The organism is Streptomyces sp. NPDC053750, assembly GCF_044544295.1.
Taxonomy (GTDB): Bacteria; Actinomycetota; Actinomycetes; order Streptomycetales; family Streptomycetaceae; genus Streptomyces.
On sequence record NZ_JBITXB010000027.1, the window covers coordinates 1 to 13,346 of the forward strand.

12 protein-coding genes are annotated in these 13,346 nt (G+C 71.2%); 5 read left to right on the forward strand and 7 right to left on the reverse strand.

Annotated elements, in window-relative coordinates; genetic code table 11:
* The 5 genes from ACIGO6_RS38045 to ACIGO6_RS38065 form a co-directional block, all read right to left on the reverse strand.
* The coding region (locus ACIGO6_RS38045; RefSeq protein WP_399884732.1) for an enoyl-CoA hydratase-related protein at positions 1 to 1,066 on the reverse strand (1,066 nt) is incomplete at its 3' end.
* A gap of 52 nt (positions 1,067 to 1,118) precedes the next feature.
* A complete protein-coding gene (locus ACIGO6_RS38050; protein ID WP_399884734.1) occupies positions 1,119 to 2,333 on the reverse strand; it encodes an acetyl-CoA C-acetyltransferase in 1,215 nt (404 codons plus the stop codon).
* Between the two features lie 76 nt (positions 2,334 to 2,409).
* Positions 2,410 to 3,558 (reverse strand): long-chain specific acyl-CoA dehydrogenase, encoded by a 1,149-nt coding sequence (locus tag ACIGO6_RS38055; RefSeq protein ID WP_399884736.1) that lies wholly within the window; start codon positions 3,556 to 3,558, stop codon positions 2,410 to 2,412.
* The gene (locus ACIGO6_RS38060; protein ID WP_399884738.1) at positions 3,555 to 4,580 is read right to left on the reverse strand and encodes an LLM class F420-dependent oxidoreductase; all 1,026 of its coding nucleotides are present in this window, start codon (positions 4,578 to 4,580) and stop codon (positions 3,555 to 3,557) included. The genes ACIGO6_RS38055 and ACIGO6_RS38060 overlap by 4 nt, the downstream gene beginning before the upstream one ends.
* Before the next feature lie 13 nt (positions 4,581 to 4,593).
* Positions 4,594 to 5,799 (reverse strand): CaiB/BaiF CoA transferase family protein, encoded by a 1,206-nt coding sequence (locus ACIGO6_RS38065; RefSeq protein ID WP_399884740.1) that lies wholly within the window; start codon positions 5,797 to 5,799, stop codon positions 4,594 to 4,596.
* Positions 5,800 to 6,071: 272 nt separating this feature from the next.
* Here ACIGO6_RS38065 and ACIGO6_RS38070 point away from each other — a divergent pair, with 272 nt between their 5' ends.
* The 4 genes from ACIGO6_RS38070 to ACIGO6_RS38085 all read left to right on the forward strand — a co-directional run bounded on the left by ACIGO6_RS38070 (position 6,072) and on the right by ACIGO6_RS38085 (position 9,704).
* Positions 6,072 to 6,809 carry a TetR/AcrR family transcriptional regulator gene (locus tag ACIGO6_RS38070; RefSeq protein WP_399884743.1) on the forward strand — a complete coding sequence of 246 codons (738 nt, stop codon included), beginning with the start codon at positions 6,072 to 6,074 and terminating at the stop codon, positions 6,807 to 6,809.
* A 20-nt stretch (positions 6,810 to 6,829) separates the two neighbouring features.
* Positions 6,830 to 7,318, forward strand: a complete 489-nt coding sequence (locus tag ACIGO6_RS38075) for a DUF4334 domain-containing protein (protein ID WP_399884745.1) — start codon at positions 6,830 to 6,832, stop codon at positions 7,316 to 7,318.
* Positions 7,315 to 8,406, forward strand: coding sequence for an NAD(P)-dependent alcohol dehydrogenase (locus ACIGO6_RS38080; protein WP_399884747.1), 1,092 nt, complete (start codon positions 7,315 to 7,317; stop codon positions 8,404 to 8,406). Before ACIGO6_RS38075 ends, ACIGO6_RS38080 begins: the two co-directional genes overlap by 4 nt.
* A 134-nt stretch (positions 8,407 to 8,540) precedes the next feature.
* Positions 8,541 to 9,704: a TetR/AcrR family transcriptional regulator gene (locus ACIGO6_RS38085; protein ID WP_399884749.1), complete on the forward strand. Its 1,164-nt coding sequence runs from the start codon at positions 8,541 to 8,543 to the stop codon at positions 9,702 to 9,704.
* Positions 9,705 to 9,736: 32 nt separating this feature from the next.
* Here ACIGO6_RS38085 and ACIGO6_RS38090 read toward each other — a convergent pair whose 3' ends face one another.
* Positions 9,737 to 10,945 (reverse strand): oxygenase MpaB family protein, encoded by a 1,209-nt coding sequence (locus tag ACIGO6_RS38090; RefSeq protein WP_399884751.1) that lies wholly within the window; start codon positions 10,943 to 10,945, stop codon positions 9,737 to 9,739.
* A gap of 282 nt (positions 10,946 to 11,227) precedes the next feature.
* The gene (locus ACIGO6_RS38095; RefSeq protein WP_399884753.1) at positions 11,228 to 12,343 is read right to left on the reverse strand and encodes a substrate-binding domain-containing protein; all 1,116 of its coding nucleotides are present in this window, start codon (positions 12,341 to 12,343) and stop codon (positions 11,228 to 11,230) included.
* 165 nt (positions 12,344 to 12,508) lie between these two features.
* Here ACIGO6_RS38095 and ACIGO6_RS38100 point away from each other — a divergent pair, with 165 nt between their 5' ends.
* Positions 12,509 to 13,333: a glycoside hydrolase gene (locus tag ACIGO6_RS38100; protein ID WP_399884755.1), complete on the forward strand. Its 825-nt coding sequence runs from the start codon at positions 12,509 to 12,511 to the stop codon at positions 13,331 to 13,333.
* Positions 13,334 to 13,346: the final 13 nt, after the last annotated feature.

The window sequence follows — 13,346 nt, forward strand, 5'->3', positions numbered from 1 at the left end:
GCGACACGTCCTTCAAAACCACGTCGATGCCCGCACGGGCACACGAGTACGCGATCCCCGCACCCATCATCCCGGCCCCGAGCACCCCCACCTTGCTCACCCGACGCGGCTCGATCCCCTTCGGACGGTTCGCACCCGAGTTGACGGCCTGGAGGTCGAAGAAGAACGCCTGGATCATGTTCTTGGTGATCTGCCCGGTGACGAGTTCCGTCAGGTACCGGGCCTCCACGACGAAGGACGTGTCGACGTCGACCTGGGAGCTCTCCACGGCCACAGCGAGGATGTTGCGCGGCGCCGGGCAGGGGGCGCCGCCCGTCTGTTTCTTCAGCAGCGCGGGGAAGGCGGGCAGGTTGGCCGCGAACTTCGGGTGCGAGGGCGTACCGCCGGGGATGCGGTAGCCGGGGCGGTCCCAGGGCTGGGCGCACTCCGGGTGGGCGTCCACGAACGCCCGTGCCCGGGCGATGAGTTCGTCCTCGTCGGCGGCGACCTCGTCGACCAGGCCGGCTTCCAGGGCGCGGGCCGGCGCGTACTGGGTGCCTTCCAGGAGGACCTTCCGCAGGGCCTCCTCGACGCCGAACATCCGCACCGTGCGGGTCACTCCCCCACCGCCGGGCAGCAGGCCCAGGGTGACTTCGGGACACCCTACGCGGGCGGCCGGGGTGTCCAGTACCACGCGGTGGTGGCAGGCCAGGGCGATCTCGTAACCGCCGCCCAGCGCCGCGCCGTTGATCGCGGCCACGACCGGCTTGCCCAGGGTCTCCAGGACGCGCAAGGAGCGCTTGACCCGCATCCCGGCCTCGAAGGACTTCTGAGCGGTCTCGGGGGTGACGGAGATCAGGTCGTGCAGGTCACCGCCGGCGAAGAAGCTCTTCTTGGCGGAGGTGACGATGACGCCCCGGATGTCGTCCCGGCGCTGCGCGAGCCGCGCCGCGACGGCGTCCAGCGAGTCGATGAACGCGGCGTTCATGGTGTTGGCGGACTGGCTGCGATCGTCCAGGACGAGGGTGACGACGTGGTCCTCGGACTCTTCCCAGCGGATGGTTGAGGTCCGTGCGGTGGTGTCCATGTACTGAGGTCTCTCCCGTGAAGGCGGACGGCTGGTGAGGGGGACGGCGCGGTCAGAGGCGTTCGACGACGGTGGCGATGCCCATGCCGCCGCCGACGCACAGGGTCGCCAGCCCGTACCGCAGATCGCGGCGCTCCAGTTCGTCCACGAGGGTGCCGAGGATCATCGCGCCGGTGGCGCCGAGGGGGTGGCCGAGCGCGATGGCGCCGCCGTTGACGTTGACCTTGTCCAGGGACAGGCCCATGTCCTTGACGAAGCGCAGGACGACCGCGGCGAAGGCCTCGTTGATCTCGACGAGGTCGATGTCGTCGACGGTCAGTCCGGCCTTGGCCAGTGCCTTGCGGGATGCGGGGGCGGGCCCGGTGAGCATGATGGTGGGATCGGAGCCCGAGACCGCGGCGGAGACGATCCGGGCCCGTGGGGTGAGGCCGTTGCGCTCGCCGGCCTCCTTGGAGCCGATGGCGACCAGGGAGGCGCCGTCGACGATGCCGGAGGAGTTGCCCGCGTGGTGGACGTGGTCGATCTTCTCGACCCAGTGGTACTTCTGCAGCGCCACCGCGTCGAAGCCACCGAGCTCGCCGATGTCGGCGAAGGACGGCTTGAGCCCGGCGAGGGAGTCGGCGGTGGTACCGGGGCGCAGGTGCTCGTCGTGATCGAGGACGGTGAGACCGGCACGGTCCCTCACCGGCACGACGGACCGCTCGAAACGCCCGTCCTTCCAGGCCGTGGCCGCCCGCTCCTGGGACAGGGCCGCGTACTCGTCGACGTCGCGGCGCGAGAAGCCCTCGATCGTGGCGATCAAATCGGCACCGATCCCCTGCGGGACGAAGCCGGTGTCGTGGTTGGTGCGCGGGTCCTGCGCCCAGGCCCCACCGTCGCTCCCCATCGGGACGCGGGACATGGACTCCACGCCGCCCGCGAGGACCAGGTCCTCCCATCCCGAGCGGACCTTCATCGCCCCCATGTTGACGGCTTCCAGGCCCGAGGCGCAGAAGCGGTTCTCCTGGACGCCGGCGACGGTGTCCGGCAGTCCGGCGGCGATGGCCGCGGTGCGGGCGATGTCGGAGCCCTGGTCGCCGACGGGGCCGACGACGCCGAGCACGATGTCGTCGATCGCCGCCGGGTCGAGGGTCGGGAACCGGCGCAGGGTCTCGTGGATGAGGCCGGTGACCAGGTCGATCGGCTTGGTGCCGTGCAGGGCGCCGTTTGCCTTGCCGCGTCCGCGCGGGGTGCGGATCGCGTCGTACACATACGCTTCGGTGCTCACCTTGGGTGCCCTCCAAGTGGGTTCGTGAGATGCCGCGGACGCGGCTCGGGCTTCGGTGCGGGCGGTCGGCGCCGGTTCAGCCGAGGAGGGAGCGGCCGATGATCTCCTTCATGATCTCGGTGGTGCCGCCGTAGATGGTCTGGATGCGGCCGTCGAGGAAGGCCCGGGCCACCCGGTACTCGCTCATGTAGCCGTAGCCGCCGTGGAGTTGCAGACAGCGGTCGACGACCCGCTTCTGGAGTTCGGTGGCCCACCACTTGGCCATCGAGGCGTGCACCGGGTCGAGCCGGCCCGCGACGTGCTCGGTGATGCAGCGGTCCAGGAAGGTGCGGGTCACGGCCGCCTCGGTGGCCATCTCGGCGATCTCGAAGCGGATGTGCTGGAGTGTGGCCAGCGGCCGTCCGAACGCCTCGCGCTCCTTCACGTACCGGGTGGTGACGTCGAGGATCTCCTCGGCCGCGGCGGCGGCGCCGACCGCGATGGCAAGCCGTTCCTGGGCGAGGTTGCCCATCAGGTAGGTGAAGGCGCGGTTCTCCTCCCCCAGCAGGTTCTCCTTGGAGACCCGTACGTCGTGGAAGAACAACTCGGCCGTGTCCTGGGCCTTCTGGCCGATCTTGTCGAGGTTGCGGCCGCGTTCGAAGCCTTCCGTGCCGCGTTCGACGACGAGCAGGCTCTGCCCGCCGCTGCCGCCCTCGGGCGTGGTGCGGGCGACCACGACGACGAGGTCGGCGAGGATGCCGTTGGAGATGAAGGTCTTCGAGCCGTTGAGCAGGTAGTGGTCGCCCTGGTCGGTGGCGGTGGTGCGGATGCCCTGGAGGTCGGAGCCGGCGCCGGGTTCCGTCATGGCGACGGCGGTGACGAGGTCGCCGGAGACGAACCCGGGCAGCCAGCGCCGCTTCTGCTCCTCGGTGGCGAGCCGGGTCAGGTACGGGCCGACGATGTCGTTGTGCAGGCTCAGGGCCAGCCCGGAGGCGCCGGCACGGGCGAACTCCTCGATGAGCACGGCGCTGTAGCGGAAGTCCCGGGTGCCACCGCCGCCGTACTCCTCGTCGACGGCGAGGCCCAGCAGGCCCTGGCGGCCGGCCGAGCACCACACCTCCCGGTCGACGACGCCGTTGCGCTCCCACCGTTCGTGGTGCGGGGCCACCTCCTTGGCTAGGAAGGTCCGCACGGTCTCGCGGAAGGCCTCGTGGTCGGGGCCGTACAGGTCTCGTTCCAAGGTCACAGCCAACTCCTCACGCGCTCGATCAGCCGGGCGGGATCGGGACCGACGGGCGTGACGTTGAGCATCGTCACGCCCGCCTCGCGGAAGGCCTCGACGCGCTCGCGGACGTGGCCCTCCGGGCCGGCCAGGCAGATCTGTTCCAGCAGTTCGGTGGGTACGGCGGCCTCCGCGTCCTTCTTGCGGCCCGCGAGGTAGTGCTCCTGGATGGTGTCCGCCGCGGCCTCGTAGCCGTAGGCGCAGACCAGGTCGTGGTAGAAGTTGCGGCCCGGGGCGCCCATGCCGCCGACGTACAGGGCGACGGTGGGGCGCATCAGGTCGCGGACCGCTTCGGCGCCGTCGCCGATGGCGAGGGGGCCTCCGGCCACGACCGCCAGTGGTCCGAGCGCCGGGTCGCGCTCGGCGGCGCCCTCGGCCAGGGACGGGCCCCACACCTTGGCGGCGTGTTCCGGAGCGTAGAGGAACGGCAGCCAGCCGTCGGCCAGTTCGGCGGTCATCCGGACGTTGGCCGGGCCGAGCGCGGCGACGTACACGGGGATGGTGTCGCGGACGGGGTGGGTGAGCATTTTCAGGGGCTTGCCGAGGGCGCCGCCCTTCTCGGGCGGCAGGGGCAGGTCGGTGATGCCGTGGTGTTCGATCACCTCGCGCCGCCAGATCCGCCGCGACAGCTCGATCACCTCGCGGGTTCGGCCCAGCGGGCGGTCGTAGCGGCGGCCGTGCCAGCCCTCGACGACCTGGGGGCCGGAGGCGCCGACGCCGAGCAGGGCCCGGCCGCCGGTGAGGGCGTCGAGCCCGGCGGCGGTCTGGGCGATCAGGGCGGGGGTGCGCGAGTAGACGTTCAGGATGGCCGAGCCGATCCGCATCCGCTCGGTCTTCGCGGCCAGGTATCCCATGATCGTCGGTGAGTCGAAGCCGTAGGCCTCGGCCACCCAGACGGCGTCGAGTCCCGCGGGCTCCAGCGCGGCGGCCCGGTCCGCGGCCTCGCGCGGGTCGCCCGTGTACGTCAGGGGTGAGGACAGTTCCATCAGCGGCGGTCCTTCAGCAGGTCGGCAGGCCGGGCGGGGCGGGCAGGTCGAGCAGCTCGGGCAGGTCCCAGTCGCGGGCCACGTCGGTGGTGTGCGTGCCGGGGACGGCGGGAGGCAGCCGGAGGGTGCCGGGGGTGGCGGAGAAGCGGGGCGCGGGGGCGGGCTGGGTGATGCCGTGCGCCTCGGTGTAGGTGCCGCGCCGGGTCAGGTGCGGGTGGCCGGCCGCCTCGCCCAGCGAGAGAACGGGGGCCACGCAGGCGTCGGTGCCTTCGAAGAGGGCCGTCCACTCCTCGCGGGACGCGGTCTTGAACCGGGCGGTGAACCGGGCCCGCAGCTCCGGCCAGTTGCGCGGGTCCGTGCGGTCCGGCAGGTCGTCGCCGTCCAGGCCCAGCAGGGAGACGAACGCGGTGTAGAACTGCGGCTCCAGGGCGCCGACCGCCATCCAGCCGCCGTCGCCCGTCTCGTAGACGCAGTAGTACGGGCAGCCTCCGTCGAGCAGGTTCTGTCCGCGCGCGTCCCGCCAGGTGTCCTCGGCGAGCATGCCCCAGAAGAGGGCGGTGAGGTGGGCCGTGCCGTCGACGATCGCGGCGTCCACCACCTGGCCGCGGCCGGTGGCGCGGGCGGTGAGCAGCGCGGCGAGGACGCCGGTGGTCAGGTAGAGCGAGCCGCCGGCGTAGTCACCGAGCAGGTTGGCCGGGACGGCGGGCGGTCCGTCCGCCGGGCCGATCATGGAGAGGGCGCCGGCCGTGGCGATGTAGCCGATGTCGTGGCCGGCCCGGGGTGCGAGCGGCCCCTGCTGGCCCCAGCCGGTCATCCGGCCGTACACGAGGGCGGGATTGGCGGCCATGCACTCCTCGGGTCCGACCCCGAGCCGCTCCGCGACGCCCGGGCGGTATCCCTCCAGCAGGATCTCCGCGCGCGCCGCCAGGGCCCGTACGGTCCTTGGTCCTTCCGGTGACTTGAGGTCGACCAGGACCGAGCGCTTGTTGCGGTTGGTCACGTCGTGGGCCGGGTCGCCGGCGAGCGGCGCGGGCCCCGGGCGGTCGACGCGCACCACGTCGGCGCCCAGGTCCCCGAGCAGCATCGCGGCGAAGGGGCCGGGGCCGATGCCCGCCAGCTCGACCACGCGCACGCCGTCCAGGGGCCCGGCGCTGCCGCGGCACCCGGAGTCAAGGGTGCGGGAGTCAGGGGTGCGGGAATCAGGGGGGTGGTGGCTCATGGGTTCCTCTCTCGGGACACGGCGGGCTCGCCTCCGCGCGACCGGGACCTTACTGAGCGTTCGCTAAGAACGTAGAAGCGCGCAGTCGATCGGTCAACGCCCCAACCCAAAGACTTTTGGCGGGAGTTTCGGCGATACTCGTCGGGGAAGGGAGACGGAGGCCGGACACCGGCGCCGCATTTCCTGATCGATCGCTAAGTGACCGAGAGGGGGGAATCGCGGACACAGGGCCGTACGATGTCGCCCGTCGACGCATGTTCCGAGGAGAGTCGTTGAGCACCGAGCCGAGCCAGGACACCACGGCCCCAGCGCAGCACTGGCGCTCCTACGGGCCGCTCGACCTGCACCCGATCCTGGTCCACGCCATGGAGGCCTTCAACGAGCAGGGCTACCACGGCACTTCGGTGCGGAACATCGCCGGCCGGGTCGGCGTGACCGTGCCCGCGCTGTACTACCACTACGAGAACAAGCAGGCGCTGCTGGCGACCCTGCTGGAGACGTCCATCAAGGACGTCCTGGACCGCTGCCGGGCGGCGGCCGCGGAGGCGGGGCCCACTCCGCTGGCGCGGTTCTGCGGCATGGTCGAGTCGATCGTGCTCTACATGGCCCACCGCCGGTCGCTGGCCTTCCTGGACACCGAGATACGCAGCCTGGAGCCCGGGAACCGGGCCCGCTACGTGGCCCTGCGCGACTATCTCCAGCACATGCTGCTGGACACGGTCGAAGCGGGCCGCGCCGAGGGCGTGTTCACCACGCCGATCCCGGCCGACGCCGTCCGCTCGGTCCTCATCATGTGCCAGGGCGTCGCCAACTGGTACCGCCCCGACGGCCCGCTCACCGCGGAAGAGGTCGCCGAACGCCACGTCCTGCTGAGCCTCGGCACGGTGGGGCACCCCGGCGCGGTCACCGGCGAGGCGACGCTCCCGTTCCTCCGCCGGGCATCCCCGCGGCTCCCTTCGCCCGCGCGTTCCTCCACCTTCCAGGATCCGGCCCCGCACCTCCCCCGATGACATCGACGAGAGGACACCGTATGAACCCGCTCGAGGCCCGCACCCGCTTCCAGGCGCTCCGTGAGACCAAGGGCCCGGTCGAGGCCGCCGAACTGGACGCCGTCTGGGCCGGGTTGGAGACCGTCCGGCCCGAGGAGATCCTCGGCGAGTGGAAGGGCGGCGAGTTCGACACCGGCCACCCTCTCAACGGCGAGCTGGAGAAGGCCGGCTGGTACGGCAAGACGTTCACCTCCGTGCACGACGCCAAGCCGCTGATGTGCCGGAACGAGGCCGGCGAGCTGTACTCCCACGTCGAGCTCGGCAAGGGCGAGGCCAGCCTGTGGACGGTCGAGTTCCGCGGCGAGTCGACGGCCACGATGGTCTACGACGGCCGGCCCGTCTTCGACCACTTCAAGCGGGTGGACGACACCACGCTCATGGGCATCATGAACGCCAAGGGCGTCCCCGCCGACGGCCCCTTCTACTACTTCTTCCTGGAACGCGTCGCGCGGTCCGGAGAAGGCGCGTGAGGCGCGCCCGCGCCGCGGTCACCCGGGAGCCGGGAGCACCGTTCACCCTCCGGGACGTGGAGCTGGAGGACCCGCGACCGCGCGAGGTGCTGGTCAGGATGACCGCGGTCGGGGTGTGTCACACGGACCTGGGGATGCAGGCCACCTGGCCGCGGCAGCTCACCCCCATGGTCTTCGGCCACGAGGGCGCGGGCCGGGTCGAGGAGGTGGGCGCGGAGGTGACCGGTGTCGCTCCGGGAGACCCCGTCTGTCTCACGTTCGCCAGCTGCGGCGCCTGCCCGCAGTGCGCGGCGGGCCAGCCGGCGTACTGCGACTCGGCGCGGGACCTCAACCTCTCCGGCGGACGGGGCGACGGCAGCTCCCCGCTCCGCCTCGACGGCGCGCCGCTGCACGGCGGCTTCTTCGGACAGTCCAGCTTCGCGACGTACGCCGTCGTCCACGAACGCGGAGTGGTCAAGGTGCCCTCCGCCCTGCCGGCCACCCTCGCTGCTCCCCTGGGCTGCGGAGCGCAGACCGGCGCGGGGACGGTGCTCAACCGGCTGCGCCCCGAGCCGGGGACCTCGCTCGTGGTCCTCGGGTCCGGCGGGGTCGGGCTGAGCGCGCTGATGGCCGCGGTGGCCGTGGGCTGTGACCCGGTGGTGGCCGTCGACCCGGTCGCCTCCCGGCGGGACCTGGCCGTCGGGCTCGGCGCCAGAGCGGCCCTGCCCCCGGACGAAGGTCTGGTGGCGGCGCTGCGCGACCTGACCGACGGCGGGGCGCACCACGTCGTGGACACCACGGGCCGGCCGGAAATGCTCCACCGTGCGGTCGGGGCGCTGCGCCCGCGCGGTGAACTCGCCTTCCTCGGCCTGGGCGGGGAGGTGACGTTCGACATGATGCGGCTGATGGCCAAGGGGGTCCGCCTCCACGGGGTGATGGAGGGCGACTCGGACCCCGCCCGTTTCCTGCCGGAGCTGATCGATCTGCACCGGCGCGGCCTCTTCCCGGTGGACCGGCTGGTCACCACGTTCCCCTTCGCGGAGATCGACGCCGCCGTGGCCGCCATGCGCGACGGCAGCGTGGTCAAGCCGGTCCTCACCTTCGCCTGACCGGACCGGCGTACGTCGGGAAGTGATGCGGGATTCACGTCCGGTGCGGTCCGCGCGGAGAAAGCCCGGGCCGTTCGGACGACGTGTGATTGACTGATCCGCATGGTCCCGCCTCCGTCTCCGCCCGTCCGGCCGTGACCGCCGATCCGACCACCGCTGCCCGGCCCCGCAACCGCAGGCAGCTCATCGTCGAGGCGGCGGGCCGGGTCTTCAGCGAGCGCGGCTACCACCGGGCGTCCATGGAGGAGATCGCCGCCGGGGTGGGCATCACCGCGGCGGCCCTGTACCGGCACTTCCCCAACAAGTACGCGCTCTTCGCCGAGTGCGCCGACGTCATGGCGGACGGGCTGGTCGCCGCGCTCGACGAGGTGGTGCCCGACGCGCCCCTGACGGACGTGCTCACCGCCGTCACCCGGGTCACCGTCGCGCATCGCGCGTCGGGCGGCGTGTACCGGTGGGAGGCCCGGTACCTCAACCGTGAGGACCGCCGGCATCTCAAGGCGAAGTTCGGGCGGGTCGTCGGGCGGGTCGACGAGGCGGTGCAGCGCGAGTACCCGCTGCCCGACGAGCGCCTGCGGGCCGTGGCCGCCCTCGGTGCGATCGGCTCCATCACGATGCATCGCACGTCGATCGCGGGGCGCCGGGCCGAGCACCTGCTCTCGGCGTCCGCGCAGCGCGTGGCCGCCACCGATCCCGCGGCGGTCCCCGCGGGCGCACGGCCGGTCGAGCTGCCCGCCCAGCCGGTGCCGCGCACGCGGCGCGCGGAGATCCTCGCGGCCGCCATCCCGCTGTTCGCACGGGACGGGTTCGCCAACGTCACGAACGGACAGATCGCGCGGGAGGTGGGACTGGCCCCGTCCGCGCTCTACCGCCACTATCCCGGCAAGGTCGACATCCTGGCGGCGGCGTGCCTCCAGGCGGCGGGGCTGCTGGCCCAGTGGGTGGAGCGGAGCCTGCACGAGGTGGCCGGCCCGCGCGAGGCCGTCGTCGCGCTGGCGGCGACGTACGTGGCCTACAGCTTCGAGTACACCGCGCTCAACAGCGTGGCCGAGGCCGAGTTGGCGGGTCTGCCGGCGGACCTGCGGCGGCCCCTGGTCCTCGCCCAGCGGGAACACATCGCCGTCTGGGAGCAGCAGTTGCGGCTGGCCCGCCCGGAGTTGGACCCGCGTCAGGCCCGGGTGCTGGTGCATGCGGGGTTCGGTGTGGTGGTCGAGGCCGGACGCAGACTGCGGTGGCAGGACCGCCTCGACCACCGTGACGCCGTGACCGCTCTGGTCGTGGGTGCCCTGGGGCTGTGAGCGGGCACCGGAACCGGGCGGACGAGGGAGGCTCAGCCGGTCGGCCTGTTCCCGGTGGGGATCGTGATGGGGGTGGTGGTCCCGGAGGAACCCTTGTTGAGGAACAGCATGGCCAGGGCGCGGATGAACTGGTCGACCATGTAGAACGTGCCGGGCATGATGGGCGACAGCCCCTCACGGAACTTGATGTACGCCGGCCATGCGGTGCGGACCAGGGCCGCCGCCACGGGGTCTCGCCGCAGTCCCAGCCAGTCGCCGACCTCGTCGCTGAGGACGTAGCGCACGAACTCGTTGAGGAAGCCGCGGGTGACGCCGAGGTCGATCTGGGCGGTGAGGCCGAGCAGTTCCTCGGCCAGCTTGATGCCCTCGTCCGTCGGGGCGAGGATCGGGGTGAGCACCTGCTCCGACTGCGCGTGCGCGGCGGCCCAGGTCCCCGGGATGTACTCGTCCGGCACACCGAGCAGGTGGAGGGCGACCTGCCAGGAGTGCAGGAACGCCTCCTGGTCCTCGGCCGAGAACGGGATCTTCCACTCGGTCAGCTTGGAGTGGACGTAGGTGCCCAGACTGTGGAAGGTGACCAGGATGTCGGCGGCGCTGATCGGGATGTCCTGGTCGGCGCCCGACGTCCAGTGCGGTGACTGCGGCAGCAGGTGCCGCACCGCGGCGTGCACCAGCCGGGTCTTGTTGGCGGTGACGACGAACTGTCCCCGCGGCTCGAAGGCGCCCAACTGGGACAGGTCGTAGCCGAACGTGAACGTCTTGGCCGCACGGTCCTGCATGTCGGCGCCACCCGCCGACCAGTAGACGCTTCTTGCCTCGCGCGGGATCACCGTGCTCATGATTCCGCTGCCGAGGCCGTACAGCATGAACAGGTAGGTGTCCCTGCGCCGGTTGAAGTCGGCCGCGCGGGTCAGCTTGGCGCGGTCGGCCCAGGAGGGCAGCTTGTTGACCTGCCGCAGATGCGCGGTGAGCTCGGCCGGCAGGCCGCTGGGCAGCGGGTCACCGTTGTTCACCCACCCTGCCATCGCGGTGTTGATCGCCGGGACCTTGCCGTTCTTGATCAGCGCGGCCATCAGAGGGTCCGTCGCGCTGTCCCACACGTACTCCGGGTCGGCACCCGTGCCGGTGCCGGCCACCGAGTCGCCCGACGGCCACGCCCATGCCTTCGCGCTGTCCGCCACGCCCACGAGCCCGAGCGCGACACCGAGGGACAGGACTCCTCGCCTGCTGAGATTCTCCATTGACTTAACCCGCTTCCCTGAGGGTCAGACGGTGCTCTTCGTCTTGCTTGCACGCCAGTTGAGCGACCACCACACTTCGAGCCGTGCCAAGCGATGTGATTTCTCGTTAACATAGCGAGGCGAGTCACGGTGGGCAATGGGCGTGACCAAGGGTTCGTGAGCGAGCTGGATCCACCGTCGACGAGCGCCTCGGCCGCCAGAGCCGTTGTCGCACGTGCCGCCCGGGCGGCCGCGCGGATCAGTGAAGCCGTTCGAGCCGGGAGACGCACCGGAGATCCGTGGCTACAGCGTCTCCGGTTGCGGCTCCGTGCCGCAGGATTCGCGGACCACCACGTTCGGCCAGAGCTCCAGCCGGTGGACGGGCCACTGCTCGCCGACCTCGGCCACCTTCGCCAGCACCAGTTCCGCCGCGAGCACGCCGAGGCGGTGCTTCTGCGGCCTCACCGCGGTCAGCGGCGGGTCGGACGCCGCTCCGATCTCATCGTCGTAGGTCACGATGGCCAGATCGTGCGGAACGCTGATGCCCAGCTCACGACCCTGCTCGATCAGGCCGATGGCTTCCCGGTCCGAGTGCACCAGCAGCGCCCGCACTCCAAGATCACGACTGCGCTTCAGTACGTCCGTATACGCTTCCGCCCAGCCCGGAGCCCCGTAGGAGGGCACTTCGATGTCGAGCCCTTCGCGGGACTCGAGTTTCAGAACATCCACCGCGTCCTGCCACCCGGCGCGCAGCGCCTTGCTCGTCGGGCTCTGGCGGGTGGTGATCAGCGCGATGCGGTGGTGCCCCAGCGTCACGAGATGGCGCACGGCCAGGCCGGCGCCCAGCGCATGGGCGGTCATGACGGCGTCCAGTGCGAGGGTGGCCAGTTCCTGGGGCGGGCAGCGCTCGACGAGGACAACGGGCACGGTGAGCGAGCGAAGCCAGCGGAGAAGTTCCATGGCAGCGTCCCCGGCCGTGGTGGGGGCGACGAGAAGCGCCTGCACACCCCGCTCGAGGAGGGCGTTGACCTGTCGTCGGTCCTCGGCCGGATCATCCCACCGTGAGGCTCGCATGACGAGTCTGCCCCGGGCGGCGGCCACCGCGGTGTGCGCGCCCTGGATGACGGGGGGCCAGTAGTACTCGACCGAGGGCACCACCATGCCCACCAGGGCACCGGTCGCCATCGGTCCGAACGCGCCGGGGGCTCCTTCCCTCGTCGGGGCCGCCTGTGTCCTGTGCGGCAGGGCGATCCCGCCGTGCACACGCTGCACCAGCCCTCGATCCGCCAGCAGCGTCACGTCACGGCGCACCGTCACGGGGGTGACACCCAACTGCTGCACGAGATCCGCGAGACGCACCATGCCGTGCTTGCGCACAGCAGCGAGGATCCTCTCCTGACGCTCGGCCGCCAATGGCATCGTGGGTACCCCCTCAAGCCGTGCCCTCAGAGGCAGGGCAGTCGCTTGGACAGTATCGGTTCTGATCGATTCTGTTCGCCTTCTCCGCGACTGGTTGCTGGGAACGGGACGGGCTGCTTCATTGACTCGGGCTCACCCAACGACGCACAAGGAGAGCTGACCCTCATGGCACTCGACCGTGCACTCAACCGTCGCGCGTTCCTCCTGGCATCCGGCGGCGCTGTCGCCGGCGGCGCCATGGCCGTAGGCGCAGCCACTCGTCCAGCCGCCGCAGCGGCGTGGGAGACCGTGATCGGCACGAACACGTTCGCCGACTACGCGTCCCTCGAGTCCACCTGGAACTACCGCTATCCCTGGGGTTCGGACCACAACGGCACCGCCCGCATGTACGCCGGCACCGACGACCACAACCACGTATACCTCGAGTCCGCAGGTGTGCTGGTCCTCAAGGCGTCACGCATCGACTGGGACGAAGGCAACAGCAGTTCCGACCCCCACCTGCCCATTCGCTACCACTCCGGAGCCATCCACTCCAAGCTCCAACTGCGGGTCACCGACCAGTTCCCGCAATGGGAGGTGAAGGGCGAATTCCAGGCGCCGTCCGCACGCGGCACCTGGCCGGCGTTCTGGTTGACCGGCGCGAACAGTTGGCCGCCGGAGAGCGACATCCTCGAGTACAAGGGGGACGCCCGAAACCACTTCAACACCTACGACGGAGGCTGGGAGAACACCGTCGTCCCTGTCTCCGACCCTGGCGCCTGGCACACCTACCGGGCCTGGATCGCCAAGGCCGGCACGAACGACGTCACCATCGACTACTACCTCGACGGCACCTGGGTCGGCCGGCACCGCGGCGCCGACTTCGTGGACGCGCCCATGCCGATCATCGTCAACCTGCAGATGGAAGGTTCCTCCGGATCACCGGGACCGTCCGGGGACACGTACTTCCGCGCCCGCAACATCTATGTCGGCCGTAGCAACGACGGCTGAAGACGACAGGTGG

What these genes read in the sequence shown, in the direction of transcription:
- ACIGO6_RS38060 (WP_399884738.1), bottom strand. Translation starts at nt 4,580, where the DNA reads ATGGAACTGTCCTCACCCCTGACGTACACGGGCGACCCGCGCGAGGCC.
- ACIGO6_RS38065 (WP_399884740.1), bottom strand. Translation starts at nt 5,799, where the DNA reads ATGAGCCACCACCCCCCTGATTCCCGCACCCCTGACTCCCGCACCCTT.
- ACIGO6_RS38075 (WP_399884745.1), top strand. Translation starts at nt 6,830, where the DNA reads ATGAACCCGCTCGAGGCCCGCACCCGCTTCCAGGCGCTCCGTGAGACC.
- ACIGO6_RS38090 (WP_399884751.1), bottom strand. Translation starts at nt 10,945, where the DNA reads ATGGAGAATCTCAGCAGGCGAGGAGTCCTGTCCCTCGGTGTCGCGCTC.
- ACIGO6_RS38095 (WP_399884753.1), bottom strand. Translation starts at nt 12,343, where the DNA reads ATGCCATTGGCGGCCGAGCGTCAGGAGAGGATCCTCGCTGCTGTGCGC.
- ACIGO6_RS38100 (WP_399884755.1), top strand. Translation starts at nt 12,509, where the DNA reads ATGGCACTCGACCGTGCACTCAACCGTCGCGCGTTCCTCCTGGCATCC.